Origin of the sequence: Stenotrophomonas pavanii (assembly GCF_900101175.1) — a bacterium.
GTDB lineage: Bacteria > Pseudomonadota > Gammaproteobacteria > Xanthomonadales > Xanthomonadaceae > Stenotrophomonas > Stenotrophomonas pavanii.
Window position 1 is genome coordinate 97,097 of the sequence record NZ_FNFQ01000003.1, and the last position, 15,851, is coordinate 112,947.

Sequence of the window (15,851 nt, forward strand, 5' to 3'; positions counted from 1 at the left end):
CTACCCTTGGTCGATGCGCCGTGCGTCGATGGATGCATGGCTCGACTCTACAGAGTGTCACGCCACTGCCAACCCTCGGCGCTCACCTGCAACACCTGCGTCGGCCGCAACGCCTGCAGCAGGTGCCGGTCGTGGCTGACCATCACCAACGCGCCCGGCCAGGCTGCCAGCAGTGCTTCCAGCGCCTGCAGGGCACCCAGATCCAGCGCATTGCCGGGTTCGTCGAGCAGCAGCAGTTGCGGTGCCGGATCGGCATACAGCACGCTGGCCAGAGCGCCTTTCACCCGCTCGCCGTCGCTGAGGTGGTGGGCGGCACGCTGGATGCGCTGGGCGTCCAGCCCGAGCAGGGCCAGCCGTGTGCGCAGTTCACCGGTATCGGCCGCCGGGTTGGCAGCCTGCACGGTGTCGAGAATGCTGCGTTCGCCGGAGAGTCCCAGCAGCTGCTGGTCGAGCAGCGCCAGCGGCGCATGCCGTTGCACGGTGCCACTGCGCGCAGGCAGCTGGCCGGCCAACACGCGCAACAGCGTGGACTTGCCACTGCCGTTGTCACCGACCACGGCGATGCGCTGGCTGCGGCGGATCTCCAGCTGCAACGGCGCGCGGCAGCCATGCGGCAGCACCAGCGACTCGGCCTGCAGCAGTCGTGCGCTGCCTCGCTCGCCGTCACTGGCAAACAGTGCCAGCTCCGGTGTGGCGTGAACCGCCGAGGCCGCTGCGCGCAGCTGCTCTGCGCTGGCCTGCAGGCGCTCGGCCTGTACCTGCTGCGCGCGGCCATGGCTGGCCTCGGCACGCTGCTTCTGCCGGCCGAGCAGGATCGGTGCCTGGTTGGCCTGCTTCGCATCACGATTGCCGCGCGCCTGGCGTTGCTGTTGCCGTTCGTGCTGTTCGCGCGCACTGCGCTGCTGCTGCCGGTGCTGGGCGCGGGCGTGGTCGAGCTGCGCAGCGGCCGCTTCGCGCTCGGCGGCCCGCGCGTCGGCGTAGTGTTGCCACGGCCCGCCATAGCGATGCAGTCCGCGCGCGTCGAGCTCGACGATCTGCTGCATGTGCGCCAGCAGTTGGCGATCATGGCTGATCACCAGCAGTCCGCCGCGCCACTGTTGCAACCGTTCGTACAACTGCTGGCGATGACGGGCATCGAGGTGGTTGCTGGGTTCGTCCAGGATCAGCCACTCGGCACCGCTGGCCCAGGCGCCGGACAGCGCCACCTGCATGGCCTGCCCGCCACTGAGGCGCGCAGCGGGTTGGGCGGGATCGAGATCGCCGGGCAGCCCGAGCACCTGCCATTGCTGCCGCAGGCGCTCGCGCAGATCCCAGCGCTCGCCGACGCAGGCGAAATCGGCTTCGTCCACGCCGCCGGCTTCGATGCGTTGCAGCGCGGCCAGTGCCTCGCCGACGCCGGCCAGTTCGCCGACCGTGCCGGCGGGTGGATAGCCGGGTGTCGGCAACAGGAACATGCGGCCGCTGCCGCGGATCTGCCCGCTGTCGGGCAGCAGCCGGCCGGCGAGCAGGCGTGCGAGCACGCTCTTGCCGGTGCCATTGGCACCGACCAGACCGGTGGCGACGGGTTCGAAGGAAAACGTCAGATCGGCGAACAGCGGGCGGCCGTCTGCCAATCGATACGACACGCGATCGAGCGTGAGGGAATGCGGGGTCATGCGACCTCCATGGATGCCAGGTTCTCCCCTGCGCGCAGGGGCGGGAAGAGTCAGGCCGTCTAATGGGAAGACGGCGGCATCAATGGCGCATCGGTCGCGAGCCTCTTGGAGGAATGAGAGCCCAGTATAGCGGGGCTGGCTGAATGGCTGCGTGCAGCGGCAGAGCCAAGCCATGCTCGGCTGACCTTGAGCATCCACGCATGGCGTGGATCTACGGCACGGTACCCAGCCGGGCGCCGACGAAGTCGATGAACACCCGCAGCTTCGGCAGCACGTGGCGGCCAGAGGGCCACAACAGGTGGAAGGTGCCGCAGGAGTGCACATGATCTTCCAGCACGGTGACCAGGCGGCCGTCGGCCAGCGCCTCGCGCACCGAGTGCACCGGCACGAAGGCCAGGCCGGTATCGCGTAGCGCCAGCGCCACCCGTGCTTCGATGGTGTTGGCCACCATGTGCACCGGAAGTTCCTGTGGCGCTTGATCGTCGGGCCAGTGGATCGGCCACGGCTCCAGCTTGCCGGTGGTGGGGAAGCGATAGTGCAGCAGCGTGTGCTGCATCAGTTCCGCCGGCGTGTGCGGAACCCCGCGGCGCTGCAGGTAGCCCGGCGAGGCGATGACACGGCGCGGGAACACCCCCAGCCGGCGTGCGTTCATCCGCGAGTCGCTGGGTTCACCCACGCGCAGCACCGCATCGAAGCCTTCCTCGATGACATCGACCAGGCGATCGCTGAAGTCGAGATCCAGGCGGATATCCGGGTACGCCGCCATGAACTCGGCCATCAACGGCAGGGTGAGGTCGCCGACCAGCGGCAGGCTGATGCGCAGCGTGCCGCTGGGCGTGGCGTGCGGTTGTGCCAGCTCGGTGCGGGCCGCATCGCGTTCGTCGAGGATGCGCCGGCAGCGCGCCAGGAACAGCTGGCCTTCGGCGGTGAGGGTGATGCTGCGCGTGCTGCGGTGGAACAGGCGCACGCCGAGCGCATGCTCCAGCCGCGCAACGCACTTGCCGGCAGCGGAAGCAGAGATGCCCTGCAGGCGCCCGGTCTCGACGAAGCTGCGGGTGTCGGCGGCGTGGACGAAGGTCTGCAGGTTGGCGAGGTTGTCCAGGACTGACATCGGCGTAGGGGCAATGAAAGCGGCAGGGTAGGGCGGGTGATCGCGGCGGGCGGCGGCGCCACCGCAACACTGTGGTGCGGGACGGGCGGTGGCCCTTGCGGCCTTGGAGTTCCGGCCATCATGCCGATTGCGGACTGCACGGTCCATGATGCCCGGAGCCGCAACCGGCTTTTTGCGCCGCGCCGTGCTGCCTAACGTGGCGGGCCTCTCCCCCACGGATCACCGCAATGAATGCCGCTCTTTCCCTTGAACGCGCACCGACGCTGCCTTCGGTGCAGCGCGTGCTGCAGCAGGTCCACCCGACGCGCCTGGTCGGTGCGGTGGTGCTGGTGCGCGAACATGGCGTGTTGCGCCACGCCAGCGCGACCGGGCTGGCCGAGCGGGAGTCGGGCATGCCGATGCAGCGCGACCAGCTGTTCCGGCTGGCCTCGGTCAGCAAGCCACTGCTGAGCACGGTGATCCTGCGCCTGGTGGCCGAAGGCGTGCTCGACCTCGATACGCCGGTGCAGCGCTGGCTGCCGGACTTCCGGCCGGCGCTGGCCGATGGCCGCAGGCCGCCGATCAGCTTGCGCCAGCTGCTCAGCCACAGCAGCGGGCTGGGCTACCGCTTCTTGGAAGCCGATGCGCACGGACCGTACGCCCGGGCCGGCGTCAGCGATGGCATGGACGCCAGCCCGGTGTCCCTGGCCGAGAACGTGCGCCGTATCGCACAGGCGCCGCTGCTGTTCGAACCGGGCAGCCAGTGGCTGTACTCGCTGGGCGTGGACGTGGCCGGTGCGGTGGCCGAAGCGGCGACCGGTGAAACGTTGCAGGCGCTGTTCGAGCGTCTGCTGGCTGCCCCGTTGGGCCTGCGCGATACGGCGTTCGCCACGCGCGCTGCCGAGCGCCTGGCAACGCCCTACGTGAGCGACACGCCGCAGCCGCATCGCCTGCAGGAAGGCGAGATGGTCGCCCCGTTCGAGGGCACGGTCGGCATCGAGTACAGCCTTGCGCGCGCCACCGATGCCAGCCGCTTCGCCTCGGCCGGTGCGGGCCTGGTCGGCACCGCCGACGAGGTGATGGCGGTGCTGGAGGCGCTGCGTGACGTGCGCACGTCCGACCTGCTGCCGCGTGCGCTGGCGGCAGAGATGGCCAGCCCGCAGGTGGGCGAGCAGGGGCCGCCGGAGCCTGCCGGCTGGGGCTTCGGGCTGGGCTTTGCGGTGCTGCGTGATGCCGCCGCCAGTGGTACCCCGCAGGGCTTGGGCAGCTGGCGCTGGGGCGGCGCGTACGGGCACAGCTGGTTCGTCGATCCGGCGCGCGGGCTGAGCGTGGTGGCGCTGACCAACACGCTGTACGAAGGCATGGATGGCGCCTTTGTCGATGAACTGCGCGACGCGGTCTATGCCGACCTGGAGACCACGCGATGAGCGGCCATGCCATCGATGCCGCCAGTCCGGCGGGCGAGGCCACGCGCCTGCCGTGGACGGGCCTGCTGGCGCTGGCCGGCGGCGGCTTCATCACCCTGCTGACCGAGACCCTGCCGGCCGGCGTGCTGCGGCCGATGGGCGAGAGCCTGGGCGTGAGTGATGCCGCCGTGGGCCAGCTGGTCAGTGTGTATGCGCTGGGCTCGGTGATGGCGGCACTGCCGATGACCGCGTTGACCCAGCGCCTGCCACGACGCCCGCTGCTGCTGGCGGCCATCGCCGGCTTCGTGGTGGTCAACACGCTGACCGCGTTGAGCAGCAGCTATGCACTGATCCTCGCCGCGCGTTTCCTGGCCGGGGTGAGTGGTGGCCTGCTGTGGTCGCTGGTGGCTGGCTACGCCGCGCGCATGGTGGTGCCGTCGCTGCAGGGACGGGCCATCGCGGTCGCGATGGTCGGTTCGCCGCTGGCGCTGTCGCTGGGGGTGCCGGCGGGGACACTGCTGGGCCAGCAGATCGGCTGGCGCTGGGCGTTCGCGCTGATGAGCGTGCTGGGCCTGCTGCTGCTGGCCTACGCGCGCTGGGCGTTGCCTGCGCTGCCGGCCGCCGGGGCCGGGCAACGCACTTCGCTGGCGACCGTGTGGCGCCTGCCCGGTGTACGCAGTGCGCTGCTGGTGATGGCGCTGTACGTGCTGGCGCACAACGTGCTCTACACCTACATCGAGCCGCTGGCGGTCGATGCGGGCGCCGGTGCATGGCTGGACCGGCTGCTGCTCGCCTTCGGCGTGGCAGCCATCGCTGGCATCGGCATTGCCGGCTGGGGCGTGGATCGCCACCTGCACGCACTGGTGTGGGCAGCGGTGATCGGCTTCATCGTGCCGGTGCTGGCGTTGCTGGTGTGGCCCGGCGTGGCAGCGGTACTGCTGCTGGCGACGATCCTGTGGGGGGGGGCATTCGGCGCGGTGCCGACCCTGTTCCAGACCGCATTGGCCCGGCGTGCCGGGTCTGCGGCCGATCTGGCGCAGTCGATGCTGGTGACCGGCTGGAACCTGGCCATCGCCGGCGGGGGCGTAGCGGGCGGCGTGCTGCTGCAGGCCAGCGGCCCCCGTCAGCTGGGATGGCTGCCGTTGCTGTTGCTGGCGGTGACCGCCGCGTGGCTGCTGGCACGCCCGAAGGCGTGGGCGTAGGCGGCGATCACGGGTCAGGTGGTGCCGGCCAGCGGCCGGCACTGCCGGGTTGCCTCACTCCAGTGGCACCTGTTCGATCGGCACGCTGCGCGGGTTCTGCATGTGCTCGCGTGCAGGACCGTACTGCTGCTGCCGCTTGTGATGGAAGGCAATGAACTCATCGCGTGGCAGTGGCCGCGAGAACAGCCAGCCCTGGCCGAATTCCACATGCCGGCTGTGCAGGTAGGCCAGCTGCGCTTCGGTTTCCACGCCCTCGGCCACCACCCACAGGCCCAGCTCCTTGGCCATGTCGATGATGTGCGGGGTGACCGGGCTGGTCGCGCTTTCGGTGCCGATCGCATCGATGAACGACTTGTCGATCTTCAGCGCATCCAGTGGCAGCTGTTCCAGGTACTGCAGGCTGGAGAAGCCGACGCCGAAATCGTCGATGGCCACGCTGTGGCCGGCACGGCGGGCGGCGGCGAGCATGGTGCGCGCGCGGTCCAGGTCGAGGAAGCCGCGTTCGGTGGCCTCCATCCAGATCTGCTGCGGCAGGATGCCGCTGCCGGCCATGTGCCGGGAGATCATCTTCAGGGCGCGGCCGCTGCTGATGTCTTCGGCGGCGAGGTTGATCGCGATGTGGGCGCTGCGATCGGCCACCAGCAGCTCGCGCATGTCGCGCACCACGTTCTCGATCACCAGGTCGGTGACGTCGGCGATCATGCCCGCCTCTTCGGCCAGCGGAATGAACAGGTCCGGGCGCACCTGGGTGCCATCCGGGCGCTGCCAGCGGACCAGGGCCTCGGCGCCGACGCAGATGCCGGTGTCCAGTTCGATGATCGGCTGGTAATGCAGGTACAGCTCGCGGCGGCGGATGGCGGTGGCCAGTTCACCGCGCAGCGACAGGCGGCGGCGCGAGAGCCAGATCACCAGCCCGGCGCCGGCGGCGGCCAGCAGCAGGCCCACCGGCACGTACAGCCACGCCTGCTGGCGGAACGCGGCGGCCAGCGCGGTGCGCGGGGTGGTGGCGATCGCCAGCCACTCCTCGTTGCGCGCGGTGGCGAACAAGGTGGTGTGGTCCAGGCCTTCGCCGGGGTCGCGCAGCAGCGTCTGCAGCAGCTCCGGATCCAGGCCCGACTGCTTGGCCAGCAGGCGTCCATCGGGGCTGGCCAGTGCCAGCCGCACGTTCGGGTCGGCGATGACATCGACGAAGCGGCGCGGGTCCACCAGGGCGTCGTAGGACCCATACAGGACCGCCAGCACCTGGCGACGCCCGCTGACCTCCGGGCGCACGTCCACCACGATGCCGGCGCCGTCGCTGGTGACGTGGTCCGGCGTGGGTTGGTCGACGTCGGACAGGAAAGGCCCCCAGGACGTGCAGCGCAGCTTGCCGCCTTCGAAGTAGCCCATCTGGTCGATCGACGGGGTGGTCATCACCAGGGTCTGCATGCGCCGGATGTGCTCCGGACCGCAGGGCACGTAGGCACCGGCCTCGGCCGATTTCAGCGCGGCCAGCGCCTCCTGGTAGGACAGGTCGGAGCGGCGCAGGGTGCGGTCGGCGATGTCGCGCAGGCGCTGCTGTTCGACGCTGACCGCGCGGTCCCAGGTGGCGTAGGCCATGACCGCGATCGGTACCGCAGCGGCCAGCAGTGCCAGCGCGGTGGCGCCGATGATGACGCGCAGGCGGCTCATGGCCGGGGCTCCGGCGGGGCGGGCGGGGCAGGGCGCATGGTCGGGCCGGTCCTTGGGCAGGTGCGGCTATCTGAGCATGGCGCCGGGCCCGGCGGAATGGGATCAATACGGTATTCGGTCACATTGTGGTGAAAGCGGCCAGCTTTGACGTAATGGGCCGGTCTGGTGCTGGCGCTCGGCGCCGTGGAGGACTACCGTCGAACGCTTCGCCCACCCCTGTGCCCGCGCCCATGACCGAGCCCGCAACGCCCCCCGAGCACCTGCGCCGCAGCCTGTCCAACCGCCACCTGCAACTGATCGCCATCGGCGGTGCCATCGGCACCGGCCTGTTCATGGGCTCGGGCAAGACGATCAGCCTGGCCGGCCCCTCCATCATCTTCGTCTACCTGATCATCGGCGCGATGCTGTTCTTCGTGATGCGCGCGATGGGCGAACTGCTGCTGTCCAACCTGCAGTACAAGTCCTTCATCGACTTCTCCACCGACCTGCTCGGCCCGTGGGCCGGGTTTTTCTGTGGATGGACGTACTGGTTCTGCTGGATCGTCACTGCGATCGCGGACGTGATCGCGATCGCTGCCTACGCACAGTTCTGGTTCCCCGGGCTTGACGCCTGGATACCGGCGCTGGCCTGCGTGCTGCTGTTGCTGGCGCTGAACCTGGTGACGGTGAAGCTGTTCGGCGAAATGGAATTCTGGTTCGCGCTGATCAAGATCGTGGCGATCTGCGCGCTGATCATCACCGGTGCCGGGCTGGTGGCCTGGGGTTTCACCTCGCCGAGTGGCCACACCGCGTCGCTGTCGAACCTGTGGAATGACGGCGGATTGTTCCCGATGGGGCTGGTCGGCTTCTTCGCCGGCTTCCAGATTGCCGTGTTCGCCTTCGTCGGCATCGAGCTGGTCGGCACCACCGCCGCCGAGACTGCCGACCCCGAGCGCAACCTGCCCAAGGCGATCAACTCGATCCCGGTACGCATCATCATCTTCTACGTACTGGCGCTGGTCGCGATCATGGCCGTCACCCCGTGGCGCCAGGTGGTGCCGGACAAGAGCCCGTTCGTGCAGCTGTTCGTGCTGGCCGGCATTCCAGCCGCTGCCAGCCTGATCAACTTCGTGGTGCTGACCTCGGCCACGTCCTCGGCCAACAGCGGCATCTTCTCCACCAGCCGCATGCTGTACGGCCTGGCCGAAGAGGGCCATGCCCCGCGCGGGCTGTCGAAGCTGTCGCGCGCGGCGGTGCCGGCCCGCGGCCTGTTGTTCTCCTGCCTGTGCCTGCTGGGCGGCACCCTGCTGATCTACCTGATCCCGAACCTGGTGACCGCCTTCACCCTGGTGACGACGCTGGCCACCGTGCTCTTCATCTTCGTCTGGTCGCTGATCCTGGTGGCCTACATGGTCTACCGCCGCCGCTACCCGGAGCGCCACGCCGCCTCGATCTTCAAGATGCCCGGCGGCATCGCCATGTGCTGGGCCTGCCTGGTGTTCTTCGCCGGCGTGCTGGTGCTGCTGAGCCTGCAGGGCGACACCCGCCAGGCACTGATCGCCAGCCCGGTGTGGTTCGTGCTGCTGGGCGTGGGGTACTGGCTGCGGCGGAGGACCGCGAAGTGATCCGAAGTGGGGTCAGATCCCGTTGCTCGGCAACGGGATCTGACCCCGGCAGGTCGCGGGACCGACCCCGCCTCCTCGCAGGAAATCGGCTGTTGCCGTTGAGGTTGCCGGCCAGCGGCCGGCACTACCGCAGGTGCAGGGCGCAGCCCTGCAGGCCCCCATTCACCCAACATTAGCGGGCACGGCCGGATCATCCGGCCGCCATGTCCCGTCGCCCGCTCTTGCTCGCGCTGTTGCTGCTGCCCAGCCTGTGGCCCGGGCCAGCCGCCGCGCGCACCGTCTACCGCTGCGTGCAGGGCAACACGGTCAGCCTGGCCACCGCGCCGGAGCCGGGATCGCGGTGCACGCCGAAGGAGATCGACGACAACGCCGTCCAGACCCCCAACCTGTGGGGCAACATGGGCGTGTTCAGCGGCGTGCTGTACGAGCGCGAACAGGACGGGGCGCTGGTCTATTCCACGCGCAACCTGCCCGGCTCGCGGGTGTTCCTGAAGTTTACCGTGGCCACGCCGCCGGGCGAGCCTGCGCATGAAGGGCTGGGCAAGGTCGGCAAGCCGCAGCTGGCGCAGCATGCGCGGCAGTTCAAGGCGGCGGCCAAGGCGACCGGCGTCGATGACGCCTGGCTGCGCGCGATCGCCCATGCCGAAAGCAATTTCGATCCGCTGGCGGTTTCCAGCAAGGGCGCACAGGGGGTGATGCAGCTGATGCCCGATACCGCGCAGGAGTACGGGGTGCGCGATCCGTTCTCGCCACAGCAGTCGATCGAGGGCGGCGCGCGCTACATGCGCGCGCTGCTGCGCCGCTACAACGGCGACCGTCCGTTGGCGGCGGCCGCCTACAACGCCGGCATCGGTGCAGTCACCCGCTACAAGGGCGTGCCGCCCTACGCCGAAACCCTGGCCTACGTGGACAAGGTGATGGCGCTGTACGCACGCTACCGCGAAGCCATGGGCATCCGCAGCGAGGTGCCGGCGCGCTAGCGCGAGGTGGAGGTGCTGACCAGATCGTAGCGCTCGATGCGGCCGACGCGTGCCACCTCGGCCTGCACGTCGGCACGCTGCTTGAGTGCACGCCATGCGGCATCGATGCGCACGTCGCCCGGCCATGATGCATAGGTGCGCATGTCCTGCAGGCTGGCCAGGGTTTCACTGCGTTCAACCGGCGAACGCAGCTGTTCGATCAGCACGGCAGCGGCCCCGTCCAGGTCGCCTTCCTCCAGCAGCATTTCACGATGGAACAGGCGCGCGTCATTGCGCTGGGCCAGGATCACCGCGCGGGCCGCGTCGCGCGCCGCGGCGTCGCCGCGCTCGCGGGCGGCGGCGAACTGCAGCAGCGCCTGCGCGGCCTTGCCGTAGCCGGCGAGGCCTGGCATGTCATTCACTGCCTGCGCAGCATCCTGCATGCGTCCCATCGAACTGAGCACGAAGCCGACATTCATCTGGTGCTCGATGCCATCGGGGCCGAGCGCGCCGATGCGGGCGGCCTGCCTGGCCGTGGCCAACGCCTCGTCCGTGCGGCCCAACCGGCGCAGCGCGGTGAGCCGGCTGTTGAGCAACCAGGCCACCCATTCCGCTTCCGCCGCCGCCGGCGATTCACCGTCGTTCGCGGCGCGGGCCATGCCCTCGGTCAACGACAGCACTTCCTCATTGCGGTCCAGCATCAGCAGGGTGGTGCCGAACTCGGCCATGCGCGCGTCCAGTGCGCGGTCGAGCAGGCCGGAGACACGCAGTTCATCAAGGTGCCGCTGCGCCGCCTGCACCGGATCGAAACGCGCATCGCCGCGATCGACGTAGCGGTCGAAGCGCTTGTCGCTGCGCAGGCGGATGATCTCGGCCGGGCTGTCGATGCGTGCCAGCGTGGCTGCAACACTGTCGCCGCGGCCGTGGTCGGCCTGCAGCGTGGCCAGCGCCAGCCACAGCCCGGTCGGCTCCAGGCCGCCGCTCTTCCAGCCGTTGTCGAACAGTGCCTGCAGCAGGTCCATGCGCTGCTGTGGCTGATCACGCAGGCGGTATTGCAGGTAGTTGATGGCGTGGTGATCGACCGGCAGCGGTGCCTCGGCATGCTTCAGCGCCGTCACCAGGAACCTCGTCGCTGCAGCCGGCTGGTTGTCCGACAGCTCCACCGACACCTGGGTGAGCAGGACCTGCGCATCTTCCGGCAACGCCTCCTGCGCCCGCTGCAGGTAACGGCGGGCCAGCGCCGGCTTCTTCTGCATCAGTGCGGTCCAGCCGGCGACCTGCGCGGCGCGGCCGCGATGCTCGGCATCGAAGTCGTCCAGCAGCGGATCCTCCATCAGCCGTTCCATGCTGATCAGCGCGCCGAGCGTATTGCCACTGCGTGCCTGCTGGATCGCTTCATCCCAGCGTGTGGCGTACGCCGCGTGTACGGCATCGGCGGTGGCCGATGGCTTCTGCGGGACCACCGTGATCGAGGCGGCGGCGGGCGCGCTGGCCAATGCGGCCAGCAGCAGGGCGGTGAGCGGGAGAAGGCGGGGCATGGAGGATCTCCATCCGTGGGAACCGCATTGAACCTGCTGCCGCCAGCGAGGACAAGCGCGGGAAAGCGAATTCTGGCGTTCAGGCGCAGGATCGTTCGTGGCGGAACGCCTGCGCAGCGTCTATTGTCGGTGCCTCTTCAAACAGCAGGCAGAGGCGGCGCAACGCGATGGCACGGTGGCAATGGATGGCGGCAGGGGTGGCATTGGCAACAGCGGTGGGCTTGGCTGCAACGTGGTGGGATACACCGCTGAATACGCTGGCCGGCCCCACGGGCCCGGCGCCCACGCCGTTGGCCTGGACCGCGCAGATCGAGCCGCTGGCCGGCGATGGCCACCCGGGTGACCGCGATGGTGCGTCTGCACAGGCCCGCTTCGCCGACCCGTATGCACTGCTGCGCACCGCCGATGGCAGCGTCTACTTCACCGATGCCGGGGACAACAACCGGATCCGCCGCCGCCTGCCCGATGGCCGTGTTGAAACGGTGGCCGGGCAGGGCGAGGGCCGCGTTGATGGCCCGGCGCTGCAGGCCAGCTTCAATACGCCCTCGGGCATCGCCGCTGATGCGCAGGGCAACCTGTACGTGGCCGACACGGGCAACCATGCGATCCGCCGCATCGGTGCCGATGGCCAGGTGACCACCCTGGCCGGTGGCGAGCAGGGCGTTGCCGATGGCCCTGCGGCGCAGGCCCGCTTCGATGCGCCGATGGGCATCGCGGTGGACGCACAGGGGCAGGTCTACGTGGCCGATACGTTCAACGATCGCATCCGGGTGATCGGTACCGATGGCAGCGTGCGCACCCTGGCCGGGGGTGACCGGCCGGGCTTTGCCGATGGCGCGGGCGCCGCCGCGCGCTTCGACACGCCGGTGGCGCTGGCCTTCGACGCGCAGGGCGCGTTGCTGGTGGCCGACCTGTTCAACAATGCGGTGCGCCGCGTAGGCGCCGACGGCACGGTCAGCACCGTGGTCGCCGCCGGCGGCGTGATCAATGGGCCGCTGTCGCTGGCCACCACGCACGACGGCGTGCTGTACGTGGGTGACCTCGATGGCCGCATCGTGCAGGTGACGCCGCAGGGCCATCAGATCGCCCTGGTCGGCAATGGCCCCTTGCCGCGGCTGGCCCGCCCCAGCGGGCTGGCCATGGATGCCGATGGCAGCGTGCTGGTGGCCGACGCCGCCAGCTATCGCCTGCATCGCCTTCGCCCGCTGCCGGTCGGCGACCTGCCGGCGCCGGCACTGGTCGGCCCGGCTGCCGATGCCGCGCTGCCGGAGACCGGGGGCCGTTGGCCGCTGGCACCGCAGGACGGCTGGCACGAAGTGGTCGGCACGCTGGGCGAGGTGCGTGGCAACTTCACCGGTGAGAGCCGCCACCATCTGCATGGCGGCTTCGATGTGCGGGGCGATGTCGGCCAGACCGTGCTGGCGATCGCCGATGGCAAGATCAGCAGTCCGGTGGCGGCCTGGAACCTGGGCGAGCAGGCCGAGGGCCTGGCCGTGGATCGCCTCAAGTACATCCACATGCGGGTCGGCCGCACTCCGCGCGATGAACCCTATGACGCGCGCTGGCAGGCGCTGTACGACGAGCAGGGCAAACTGGAGCGGATGCGCGTGCGCCGCGGCATGCGCATCCACGTCGGTGATCGCCTGGGCAGCATCAACAACCAGGCGCACGTGCACCTGGCGGTGGGTACCGGTGGCTTCGAGACCAACGCGGTGGCGCTGGGCTTCCAGGGCTACGCCGACCACTTCGCACCGCGCATCACCGATGTGGCCCTGCTGGACGACAACGACCAGCCGATGGCCGCCGGCAGCGATGGCGTGGTGATGGTGGCGCGCCAGGGCCGCGGCGTGCAGATCGTGGTCGAGGCCTGGGACCAGGTCGACAACAACCTGCCGCGCCGCCGCCTGGGCATGTACCAGGTGGGCTACCAGATCCTAGACGCCGGTGGCCGGGCGCTGCAGGGCTATGAACAGCCACGCTGGAACATCGTGTTCAACCGCATGCCGCCGCAGAAGGAAGCGGTACGGGTGGCCTACGCCCCCGACAGTGGCATCACCGTGCACGGCAGCGCGGTGACCCGGTTCCGCTACCTGGCCACCAACACCGTGCGCGACGGCCTGATGGAAACCGGGCGCTGGCAGCCGGCGGCGCTGCCGCCGGGCGAGTACATCGTGCGCGCCAGCGTGCGCGACTACAGCGGCAACGAAGGCATCGGCCCGCGCGAGATCAGGGTGCGGCTGCTGCCATAGCCGCAGCCGGGGCGCCGCAGCGTTCGCGCTCGGCGTCCATGTCTTCCAGCGGCCGCACCTCGATGCTGCCGAAGCGTGCCCACGGGAAGTCGCGGGCGATGCGCATGGCTTCGTCGCGGTCGCGCGCGACGATCAGGTTGAAGCCGGCCAGCAGCTCGCGGGTTTCGGCGAACGGGCCATCGAGCACGCGGCTGTGTCCATCGCGCACGCGCAGGGTCTGTGCGGTATCGACCGGCTGCAGCTTCTGGGCGGCCAGCAGCGTGCCTTCGGCCTGCAGCTGGTCGGCGTGCGCCAGGCAGTCGCGCATCAGCGCGTTGAATTCTTCGGTGGGCAGCGCCTGCAGCAGGGCAGGCTCGATATAGATCAGAAGCAGGTACTGCTGCATGGCACGGTCCTGGCGGGGCGGGTGTCCATGATCGCGCAGGATTGCGCATGGGCATGTTGCAGCGCAGAAGCGCGCCTTCGGCGGAGATCGGCGAACGGCAGAGCCCCTCCGTGGTGGGTTTGGGTGGGTCGCTGAAAGCGGGTTTCCTGAGGGTGGGCCGGGCGGGTGGGATTGGCGGGGACGCCGTGAATCCGTCCCTGGAGGCTTAGCCGCGCCATCCATGGCGCGGATACCCCGCCAACCCCACCCGCCCGGCCCCAGACAGATTCCGGCGGCCGATCCACCACGGGAAATCAACAAGCAAGAGCAAAAGCGGGTCGCTTCGCTCGCAAAGCCGAGCCCGCCAGCCAACCGCCTTTGCTTTTGCTTTTGCTGTTGCCTTTTCTCTTGATCTTCCCGTGGTGGGTACCGGAGGCAGGAAACTGTCCAGGGCCGGGTGGGTAGGCGGGGCGGGGGTGTCCGCGGCATGGATGCCGCGGCCAAGCCCCCATGGATGGGTTTACGGCGTCCCCCGACCCGCCTACCCACCCGGGCAAATCCATGAACCCGCGCTTTCAGCGACCCACCCAAACCCACCACGGAGGGGCTCCGCCGTTCGCTGACCTCCGCCGAAGGCGCGCTTTCCGCGCAAGAAAAAATTTCCAACCGACGTGTCGATTCCCCGCCCCCTGGTTCGTTGTACTCAGTGAAGGGCACGCACCACGCGTCCCACGGGAGACCGCAATGAAAGTGATGGTGATCGTGAAGGCCAACGCCGACTCCGAAGCCGGCCGCATGCCCAGCGAACAGGAACTGTCCGAAATGGGCGCCTTCAACGAGCAACTGGTCGCGGCCGGCATCATGCTGGCCGGCGAAGGCCTGCACGCCACCCAGCGCGGCCGCCGCATCCATTTCGGTGGCACCGCCCCCCGGGTCGAGGCCGGTCCGTTCGGCCCGGCCAGCGAACAGATCGCCGGCTTCTGGCTGTGGGAGGTGCGCTCGCTGGAGGAGGCGGTCGAATGGGCCAGCCGTGCGCCGTTCGGCAGCGGCGGCGCGCTTGAACTGCGCCCGCTGATGTCCGCGGAAGACTTCGGTGAGGCCTTCACCCCCGAATTACAGCAGCAGGAACAGCGTCTGCGTGCACAGCTGGAAGGTTGACCCGATTCATCTCCATGCCGGGCACGATCCGGCGCCATCCCCTTGAACCACACACGGAGCATTGCGATGAAACTGATTCCCTTCCTCGGCTTCAGCGGCCAGGCCCATGAGGCGATGGCGTTCTACGCCAAGGCACTCGGTGGCCAGGTCACTTCGGAAATGAAATACCGCGACATGCCGCCGTCCGATGGCTCGCCGGGCTGCAACGAGATGCCGCCGGAAACCCTGGACCACGTCGCCCACAGCCAGCTGGAGATCGGCAACGCCATCGTGATGGCGGCCGACGGCCCCGGCGGCGGCGAGGGTAGCTCGACCACCATCAATGTCGACGTCGACAGCGTCGAAGAAGCCGAACGCGTGTTCGCTGCACTGGCCGAAGGCGGGCAGGTGCAGATGCCGATCGCCGAAACGTTCTGGGCGCACCGCTGGGGCATGCTGATCGACCGCTACGGCAAGCCGTGGATGGTCAACTGCATGAAGCAGCCCTGATCCCGCCTTCTCCATCCACCCAGGAGCTTTACCGATGAGTGCACCACAACCGCAGATGATCTTCGTCAACCTGCCCGTGCAGGACCTGAACGCGTCCAAGGCCTTCTTCGCCGCGCTGGGCTACAGCTTCAACCCGGCCTTCACCAACGACGATGCCGCCTGCATGGTCATCAGTGAAAGCATCTTCGTGATGCTGCTGACCCAGCCGTTCTTCAAGCAGTTCACCACCAAGCCGATCGCCGACGCGCGCAGCCAGACCGAGGTGATCACCTGCCTGTCGGCGGACAGCCGCAAGGCGGTGGACGCGATGGTGGACAAGGCACTGGCCGCCGGTGCCAGCGAACCGCAGCCGGCGCGCGATTACGGCTTCATGTACCAGCGTGGCTTCCAGGACCTGGATGGCCATCTCTGGGAAATCGCACACATGGACGGCGAGCCGGGCTGACCGCCGCCGCAAGGGAGAACC

At 69.2% G+C, this 15,851-nt stretch carries 13 protein-coding genes; 8 read left to right on the forward strand and 5 right to left on the reverse strand.

Going from position 1 to position 15,851, the window contains the following annotated elements:
* Positions 1-47: 47 nt before the first annotated feature.
* Together BLS66_RS06675 and BLS66_RS06680 are read right to left on the reverse strand one after the other, a co-directional pair.
* Entirely contained in the window at positions 48-1,655 is a 1,608-nt protein-coding gene (locus BLS66_RS06675; RefSeq protein WP_057494927.1) for an ATP-binding cassette domain-containing protein, read from the reverse strand.
* 211 nt (positions 1,656-1,866) lie between these two features.
* Positions 1,867-2,766, reverse strand: a complete 900-nt coding sequence (locus tag BLS66_RS06680) for a LysR family transcriptional regulator (protein WP_074725486.1) — start codon at positions 2,764-2,766, stop codon at positions 1,867-1,869.
* A 227-nt stretch (positions 2,767-2,993) separates the two neighbouring features.
* Here BLS66_RS06680 and BLS66_RS06685 point away from each other — a divergent pair, with 227 nt between their 5' ends.
* Both BLS66_RS06685 and BLS66_RS06690 read left to right on the forward strand, forming a co-directional pair.
* Positions 2,994-4,172, forward strand: coding sequence for a serine hydrolase domain-containing protein (locus BLS66_RS06685; protein ID WP_057494929.1), 1,179 nt, complete (start codon positions 2,994-2,996; stop codon positions 4,170-4,172).
* Complete coding sequence (locus BLS66_RS06690) at positions 4,169-5,353, forward strand: MFS transporter (protein WP_074725487.1); 1,185 nt, start codon at positions 4,169-4,171, stop codon at positions 5,351-5,353. Before BLS66_RS06685 ends, BLS66_RS06690 begins: the two co-directional genes overlap by 4 nt.
* 54 nt (positions 5,354-5,407) lie before the next feature.
* Here BLS66_RS06690 and BLS66_RS06695 read toward each other — a convergent pair whose 3' ends face one another.
* On the reverse strand, positions 5,408-7,024 hold the full coding sequence (locus tag BLS66_RS06695) for an EAL domain-containing protein (protein WP_049466080.1): 1,617 nt from the start codon (positions 7,022-7,024) through the stop codon (positions 5,408-5,410).
* Between the two features lie 230 nt (positions 7,025-7,254).
* Here BLS66_RS06695 and cycA point away from each other — a divergent pair, with 230 nt between their 5' ends.
* Entirely contained in the window at positions 7,255-8,628 is a 1,374-nt protein-coding gene (gene cycA / locus BLS66_RS06700; protein ID WP_074725488.1) for a D-serine/D-alanine/glycine transporter, read from the forward strand.
* Positions 8,629-8,831: 203 nt separating this feature from the next.
* Entirely contained in the window at positions 8,832-9,608 is a 777-nt protein-coding gene (locus BLS66_RS06705) for a lytic transglycosylase domain-containing protein (protein WP_049467499.1), read from the forward strand.
* Here BLS66_RS06705 and BLS66_RS06710 read toward each other — a convergent pair.
* On the reverse strand, positions 9,605-11,125 hold the full coding sequence (locus tag BLS66_RS06710) for a tetratricopeptide repeat protein (protein ID WP_074725489.1): 1,521 nt from the start codon (positions 11,123-11,125) through the stop codon (positions 9,605-9,607). The genes BLS66_RS06705 and BLS66_RS06710 overlap by 4 nt on opposite strands.
* A gap of 167 nt (positions 11,126-11,292) precedes the next feature.
* Between BLS66_RS06710 and BLS66_RS06715 the strand changes: the two genes are divergently transcribed.
* Positions 11,293-13,374, forward strand: coding sequence for an NHL repeat-containing protein (locus BLS66_RS06715; RefSeq protein ID WP_074725490.1), 2,082 nt, complete (start codon positions 11,293-11,295; stop codon positions 13,372-13,374).
* Here BLS66_RS06715 and BLS66_RS06720 read toward each other — a convergent pair.
* On the reverse strand, positions 13,352-13,759 hold the full coding sequence (locus tag BLS66_RS06720) for a YciI family protein (protein WP_049467505.1): 408 nt from the start codon (positions 13,757-13,759) through the stop codon (positions 13,352-13,354). The genes BLS66_RS06715 and BLS66_RS06720 overlap by 23 nt on opposite strands.
* Before the next feature lie 723 nt (positions 13,760-14,482).
* On the opposite strand from BLS66_RS06720, the gene BLS66_RS06725 reads away from it, so the two are divergent.
* From BLS66_RS06725 to BLS66_RS06735, 3 genes are all read left to right on the forward strand, one after another.
* Positions 14,483-14,896, forward strand: a complete 414-nt coding sequence (locus BLS66_RS06725; RefSeq protein ID WP_074725491.1) for a YciI family protein — start codon at positions 14,483-14,485, stop codon at positions 14,894-14,896.
* A gap of 66 nt (positions 14,897-14,962) precedes the next feature.
* Positions 14,963-15,385, forward strand: a complete 423-nt coding sequence (locus BLS66_RS06730; RefSeq protein WP_049464589.1) for a VOC family protein — start codon at positions 14,963-14,965, stop codon at positions 15,383-15,385.
* A gap of 34 nt (positions 15,386-15,419) precedes the next feature.
* The gene (locus BLS66_RS06735; RefSeq protein ID WP_053462047.1) at positions 15,420-15,830 is read left to right on the forward strand and encodes a VOC family protein; all 411 of its coding nucleotides are present in this window, start codon (positions 15,420-15,422) and stop codon (positions 15,828-15,830) included.
* The last annotated feature ends 21 nt before the right edge of the window (positions 15,831-15,851 follow it).